Genomic DNA, 914 nt, shown 5'->3' on the forward strand with positions numbered 1-914 from the left:
AGAGGGTGTTTGAAAAGTTTTAGGGAGTCAAAAATTAAGCAAGTCGCCTCACCATAATACGGATCATGGAAAGGTAGATAAAAGTCTCAGAGGTTTCGGGCAATAACTCATAATCTCTGACTAATCGCCGAGATCCCATCAACCAACCGTAAGTGCGTTCTACCACCCAACGTTTTTTGAGCAAGGTAAAGCCCTTGGTCTGCTCTGGTCGAAGAACGACCTGGATAATCCAACGACAAAAATCCATGACCCACTGCATAAACGGCGCACCGTCAAAACCGCCATCTACCCAGATAGTTGTCAGACGAGATGCCTGAGGTGGAGATTGTTTGACTCGTTTGAGAACTTGTTTTCCCCCTTCTCGCTCACCGACATTGGCTGCTGTCACCAAGACTCGCAAGACTAACCCCAAGGTATCAACTGTCATAAATCGCTTGCGTCCCGTGATTTTCTTACCCGCATCATACCCCACCGCAATACTTACCATTGCCGCACTTTTGACGCTTTGACTATCGATAATCGCCTCCGATGGACACCGATGCCGCTCAATTTCAATCCTTGTCCACTCTCGCAGACAATCATGGATGTGCAACCATGTTCCATCTTTACGCCAGTTTCGGAAATATGTGTACACTGTCTGCCAAGGTGGGAAATCTCCAGGCAATGCTCTCCATCTCACTCCTTCCATCAAAACATAGAAAATCGCGTTCAGAACTGCCCACATATCGACTTCACGCTTGCGTCCACCTGGTTTTGGTTCTGGAATTAGGTCGCTTAAAAATTCATATTGAGCACGTGTCAGGTTGCTGGGATATGCTTTACTCATGTCACTCTCTCGGTGCTGTTTATTATCTATTCACAGCTTATACTGAGAGAGCTTTTTTACACCTTTTCCGACTTTTCAAACATCCTCT

General features: G+C 46.1%; 1 protein-coding gene. It reads right to left on the bottom strand.

Annotation, left to right across the window (positions count from 1 at the left end):
- Positions 1–34: 34 nt before the first annotated feature.
- Positions 35–826, bottom strand: coding sequence for an IS5 family transposase (locus tag G1O98_RS38390; RefSeq protein WP_163939702.1), 792 nt, complete (start codon positions 824–826; stop codon positions 35–37).
- Positions 827–914 lie beyond the last annotated feature (88 nt).

This window comes from Nostoc sp. UIC 10630 (assembly GCF_010747425.1).
GTDB lineage: Bacteria > Cyanobacteriota > Cyanobacteriia > Cyanobacteriales > Nostocaceae > Nostoc.

Excerpts from the sequence above, each read along its gene's own strand:
- G1O98_RS38390 (WP_163939702.1), bottom strand. The coding sequence starts at position 826 with ATGAGTAAAGCATATCCCAGCAACCTGACACGTGCTCAATATGAATTT.